Here is a 5,481-nt window from a genome sequence, read left to right as displayed (position 1 = left end):
TGTCGCCGAACACCAATGCGGCCGCCGCGCGCGTGCTCGACCGGCTCGGCATCAGCGTGAGCCCGGCGCGCGAGGCCGGCTGCTGCGGCGCGACCGAATATCACCTGAACGCGCAGGATGCCGGCCTCGCCCGCGCACGCCGCAACATCGACGCATGGTGGCCCGCGATCGAGGCGGGCGCGGAAGCGATCGTGCTGACGGCAAGCGGCTGCGGCGCGTTCGTGAAGGAATACGGCGACCTGCTGCGCTCCGACCCCGTCTACGCGGAGAAAGCGCGGCGCGTCAGCGCGCTCGCGCGCGACCTCGCGGAAGTGATCGCGGCCGAGCCGCTCGACGCGCTGGCCGAGTCGACGCCGCGCCGCGTCGCGGTTCACTGCCCGTGCACGCTGCAGCACGCGCAGCGGCTCGGCGGCGCGGTGGAAAGCATCCTGACGCGGCTCGGCTTCGATCTGACGAATGTCGCCGACGGCCATCTGTGCTGCGGCTCGGCCGGCACGTATTCGCTGACGCAGCCCGAACTCGCGACAACGCTGCGCGACAACAAGCTCGATGCGCTCGAAGCCGCGCGGCCGGACCTGATTGTCACGGCCAACGTCGGCTGCCAGACTCACCTGAACGGCGCGGGCCGCACGCCGGTGCGCCACTGGATCGAGCTCGTCGACAACCGACTCGTCAACTGACCTGATTCCGGAGGATCTCCATGCAGACGAAACCCGAACTCGAACTGGCCGATGCCGACCGCATGCTCGCCGCCGCCCGCGCGGAAGCGGAACGCCACGGCTGGGCCGTGTCGATCGCCGTCGTCGACGACGGCGGCCACCTGCTCGCGTTTGCACGCCTGGACGGCGCATCGCCGGCCAGCGCCTGTATCGCGCAGGACAAGGCGCGCGCGGCGGCGCTCGGCCGGCGCGAGACGAAGGCGTATGAGGATATGATCAACGGCGGCCGCACCGCGTTTCTCAGCGCGCCGCTGACGGGGTTGCTCGAAGGCGGCGTGCCGGTCACGGTCGGCGGCCGGATCGCGGGCGCGATCGGCGTGTCTGGCGTAAAGTCCGAACAGGACGCGCAGATTGCCCGCGCCGGCACACAAAGCGTCGCGGTATGACCAGCCAAGCCGCGCGCGATTTTTCCCCGGGAGGATTAACGATGATCGACCAAGCAGGACTGCAAGTCGCGCCAGCGCTGAGCCAGTTCATTGAAAACGAAGCGTTGCCGGGCACCGGCATCGACAAGGCCGCGTTCTGGAGCGGTTTCTCGGCCCTGGTGCACGACCTGGCGCCGCGCAACCGCGAGTTGCTCGCGGAACGCGACCGCCTGCAGCAGGAACTCGACACCTGGCACCGCGCGCACCCCGGCCCGGTGCGCGACCACGCCGCGTATCGCGCATTCCTCGAACAAATCGGCTACCTCGTGCCGGTTCCGTCGAACGTCGCGGCAGCCACCGCGAACGTCGACAGCGAGATCGCGACGCAGGCCGGCCCGCAGCTCGTCGTGCCGCTGTCGAACGCGCGTTATGCGCTGAACGCCGCGAACGCCCGCTGGGGCAGCCTGTACGACGCGCTGTACGGCACCGACGCACTGCCTGAAGACGGCGGCGCCGAACGCACCACGGCCTACAACCCGACGCGCGGCCAGCGCGTGATCGACTACGCGCGCAACGTGCTCGACAACGCGGCGCCGCTCGCGAGCGGCTCGCACCGCGACGCGCTGCGCTACCGCGTGCAGGACGGCCAGCTCGCCGTCGAAACCGCCAAGGGGATCGTCGGCCTCGCGCAGCCGGCGCAGTTCGTCGGCTACCAGGGCGCGGCCGACGCGCCGTCCGCGATCCTGCTGAAGCACAACGGCCTGCACCTCGAGATCCAGATCGACGCATCGACGCCGATCGGCCGCGCCGATCTCGCGAACGTGAAGGACGTCGTGCTCGAAGCCGCGGTCAGCACGATCATCGACTGCGAGGATTCGGTCGCGGCGGTGGACGCCGACGACAAGGTCCAGCTCTACCGCAACTGGCTCGGCCTGATGCAGGGCACGCTGGTCGAGGAAGTCGCGAAGGGCGGCAAGACCTTCACGCGCCGCCTGAACGCCGACCGCGAGTACACGACGCCCGACGGCGGCACGCTGTCGCTGCACGGCCGCTCGCTGCTGTTCGTGCGCAACGTCGGTCACCTGATGACCAACGGCGCGGTGCTCGACCGCGACGGCAACGAGATTCCGGAAGGGATCCTCGACGGCGTCGTCACGGTGCTGTGCTCGCTGCACGACCTGAAGGCGAAGCGCAACTCGCGCACCGGCTCGATCTACATCGTGAAGCCGAAGATGCACGGCCCGGTCGAAGTCGCATTCGCCGATACGCTGTTTGCGCGCATCGAGGATCTGTACAACCTGCCGCGCAACACGCTGAAGATGGGCATCATGGACGAGGAGCGCCGCACCAGCGTGAACCTCGCCGCATGTATCGCCGCCGCCGCCGCGCGCGTCGCGTTCATCAACACCGGCTTCCTCGACCGCACCGGCGACGAGATGCACACCGCGATGGAAGCGGGCCCGATGATCCGCAAGGGCGACATGAAGTCGTCGGCGTGGATCCAGTCGTACGAGCGCAACAACGTGCTCGCGGGCCTGTCGGCCGGCCTGCGCGGCCGCGCGCAGATCGGCAAGGGCATGTGGGCGATGCCCGACCTGATGCACGCGATGCTCGAGCAGAAGATCGCGCATCCGCGCGCCGGCGCGAACACCGCATGGGTGCCGTCGCCGACCGCCGCGACGCTGCACGCGCTGCACTACCACCTCGTCGACGTGCAGGCCGTCCAACAGGAACTCGAGAAGACGCCGTACGCGAGCGAACGCGACACGCTGCTCGAAGGGCTGCTGACCGTGCCGGTCGTCGAGCGCGCCGCGTGGAGCGAAGCCGAGATCCTGAACGAAGTCGAGAACAACGCGCAGGGCATCCTCGGCTACGTCGTGCGCTGGGTCGAACAGGGCGTCGGCTGCTCGAAGGTGCCCGACATCCACGACGTCGGCCTGATGGAAGACCGCGCGACGCTGCGCATTTCGAGCCAGCACATCGCGAACTGGCTGCGCCACGGCGTGATCACCGAGGCGTTCGTGCTCGACGTGTTCAAGCGGATGGCGCGCGTCGTCGACCAGCAGAACGCCGGCGACCCGAACTATCGCCCGATGGCGCCCGGCTACGACCAGTCGACCGCGTTCAAGGCCGCGTGCGCGCTCGCGCTGCAGGGCACGTCGCAGCCGAGCGGTTATACCGAGCCGCTGCTGCACCGGTTCCGGCTCGCGTTCAAGGCGCAACAGCACGGCGGATAAGCACGGCCGTGCCGCGGGTTTCCGGCGTGCCGGAAGCCCGTACGCCGGGAGCCCGTATGCCGGCAGCCCGTACGCCGGGCTTCACGAAACGGGCGGCCGCAACGGCCGCCCGTTTTCATTTTCGCGTTCGCCCGGCTGCTGAAACGAATAATCGGCGCATATCGACGCCTTCATTTTTTTCGCTCGCCTGCCGTTAACCCGATGGAATCGGCGGCCATGCGCCGCGGTTTCGCCGCTCATGCCGTACAGCCTTGCGCTGGAACGCTTTGCCGGATATTCGCAAGCCCGGGAATTCACTGAAATTTGATCCGGATCAACGGCCCGCAACATTTTCCGCGCGCGCGAACGCGCGCGTTATACTCCGTTGAATTCGCACTGCCCGATTCCTCGGATCGTTGAATCGGCGTAGATGTCACCAGTAAATGCTCGATTTACCGGTATATCTGGCCGCGATTCCCGGTAATCAGTGTCCATTTTCTCGCCGGCCGGCAGGAAGGCGTCGAATGGACGCGTGGCGGATCGCCGCCGCCACGTCATACGAACAATCGCATCGGCCCGCCGCCCGGCGGCAATGCCCATCGATCCACGGACCATGGCAGAAACCGATTACGCAGTGCCCAGCGAATCCGGCCTGACGAGCCGTGTCGCCGCACATCTGCGCCGGTTCCTGCTGCCGCACCTGATCTTCTATACCGGGCTGCTGATCGCGCTGCTCCTGCTGTCCCTGTGCGGGATCGTACTGTACGAAGGCCGCATCGACGCGCGCGACCGCTCGATCTCGATGCAGCAGAATCTCGCGCTGATGGCATCGTGGGACATCGAGCGCAACATCGAGATCTATTCGCTGTCGCTGCAGGCCGTCGTCGAAGGCGAGAACGACCCGGATGTCGTCAAGCTGCCGATGCCGCTGCGCCGCCAGGTGCTGTTCGACCGTGCGACGACGGCCAAGTACCTCGGCGGCATCTATGTGCTCGACGCGAAGGGCGACATCGCGGTCGACGGCAAGAGCGACGTGCCGCGCAAGGCCAATTTCGGCAACGAGCCGTACTTCACGATGCACCGCGACCATCCCGACGTCGGCCTGTACGTCAGCCCCCCGTATCATTCGCGCTTGCGCGGCGGCTCGCCGAGCATCGCGCTCAGCCGGCGGATCACGGGGCCCGACGGCTCGTTCGGCGGCGTCGCCGTGATGTCGATCCGGCTCGAATATTTCCAGAACCTGTTCTCGCGGCTGTCGCTCGGCGATCGCGGCTCGATCGCGCTGATCAACACCGACGGCAAGATGGTCGCGCGCGAGCCGTACGACCCGAAGATCGTCGGCCGCGACATCAGCCACGCCAGCACGTTCCGGCGGTTCATGACCGCCAACGAAGGCAGCTTCGCCGATACCGCGTCGATCGACGGCGTGCGCCGCCTGTACGTGTTCCGGCATCTCGAGCACCTGCCGCTCATCATCATGGTCGCGCGCTCGGAAGCGGATACCTACGCCGCGTGGTACGACCGTGCGATTCCGATCGGCTCGGCGATGGTCGCGCTCGCGATCGGCTTCGTCGGCCTGTCGCTGCTGCTCGACGTGCAACTGCGCAAGCGCCACCGCGCGGAAACCGAACTGCAGGCGCTCGCGCGCACCGACGGCCTCACGGGCCTCGACAACCGCCGCATGCTCGACGTCACGCTCGCACGCGAATGGCGCCGGGCCGCGCGCTCGCAGCACGCGCTGTCGCTGCTGTTCATCGATGTCGACTACTTCAAGCGCTACAACGACACCCAAGGGCACCAGGCCGGCGACGACGCGCTCGCCGCGGTCGGCCACTGCATCGCCGGCTGCCTGCGCCGCCCGGCCGATTACGCGGCGCGCTACGGCGGCGAGGAGTTCGTCGTCGTGCTGCCCGACGTCGATACGGACGGCGCGGCGTCGATCGCCGAGACGATCCGCACCGGCATCCTCGATCTCGGCATCCGTCACGACGCCGGGGCGACCGGCCGCCTGACGGTGAGCATCGGCGTGACGACGAGCTATCCGGAACACGACGACGACATGCAGGCCGCGCTGAAGCTGGCCGACGACGCGCTGTATCGCGCGAAGGAAGGCGGGCGCAACCGCATCGTCGTGCACGCGGCCCCCTCCGGCGGCCTCGCGGCGCGGCGGGCCTGACCGGG

General features: G+C 68.3%; 5 protein-coding genes. 4 read left to right on the top strand and 1 reads right to left on the bottom strand.

Translation table 11 applies throughout. From position 1 onward, the window contains the following. The 3 genes from glcF to DPV74_RS38635 all read left to right on the top strand — a co-directional run. Positions 1-680, top strand: a 680-nt coding sequence (gene glcF, locus DPV74_RS38645; protein WP_119339097.1) for a glycolate oxidase subunit GlcF, incomplete at its 5' end; no start/stop codon positions are given. 20 nt (positions 681-700) lie between these two features. Then, positions 701-1,105, top strand: coding sequence for a heme-binding protein (locus DPV74_RS38640; RefSeq protein ID WP_027790222.1), 405 nt, complete (start codon positions 701-703; stop codon positions 1,103-1,105). Positions 1,106-1,146: 41 nt separating this feature from the next. After that, complete coding sequence (locus DPV74_RS38635; RefSeq protein WP_119339096.1) at positions 1,147-3,321, top strand: malate synthase G; 2,175 nt, start codon at positions 1,147-1,149, stop codon at positions 3,319-3,321. Between the two features lie 81 nt (positions 3,322-3,402). Here DPV74_RS38635 and DPV74_RS38630 read toward each other — a convergent pair whose 3' ends face one another. Next, positions 3,403-3,561 (bottom strand): hypothetical protein, encoded by a 159-nt coding sequence (locus tag DPV74_RS38630; RefSeq protein WP_155637379.1) that lies wholly within the window; start codon positions 3,559-3,561, stop codon positions 3,403-3,405. Between the two features lie 352 nt (positions 3,562-3,913). On the opposite strand from DPV74_RS38630, the gene DPV74_RS38625 reads away from it, so the two are divergent. After that, positions 3,914-5,476 carry a sensor domain-containing diguanylate cyclase gene (locus DPV74_RS38625; RefSeq protein WP_119339095.1) on the top strand — a complete coding sequence of 521 codons (1,563 nt, stop codon included), beginning with the start codon at positions 3,914-3,916 and terminating at the stop codon, positions 5,474-5,476. Positions 5,477-5,481: the final 5 nt, after the last annotated feature.

Origin of the sequence: Burkholderia sp. HAN2018, from assembly GCF_024704855.1 — a bacterium.
GTDB lineage: Bacteria > Pseudomonadota > Gammaproteobacteria > Burkholderiales > Burkholderiaceae > Burkholderia > Burkholderia cepacia.
Note: the sequence above shows the minus strand (reverse complement) of the source record. Positions and strands in the feature narration are given on the sequence as shown.

What these genes read in the sequence shown, in the direction of transcription:
- DPV74_RS38640 (WP_027790222.1), top strand. Translation starts at nt 701, where the DNA reads ATGCAGACGAAACCCGAACTCGAACTGGCCGATGCCGACCGCATGCTC.
- DPV74_RS38635 (WP_119339096.1), top strand. Translation starts at nt 1,147, where the DNA reads ATGATCGACCAAGCAGGACTGCAAGTCGCGCCAGCGCTGAGCCAGTTC.
- DPV74_RS38630 (WP_155637379.1), bottom strand. Translation starts at nt 3,561, where the DNA reads ATGAGCGGCGAAACCGCGGCGCATGGCCGCCGATTCCATCGGGTTAAC.
- DPV74_RS38625 (WP_119339095.1), top strand. Translation starts at nt 3,914, where the DNA reads ATGGCAGAAACCGATTACGCAGTGCCCAGCGAATCCGGCCTGACGAGC.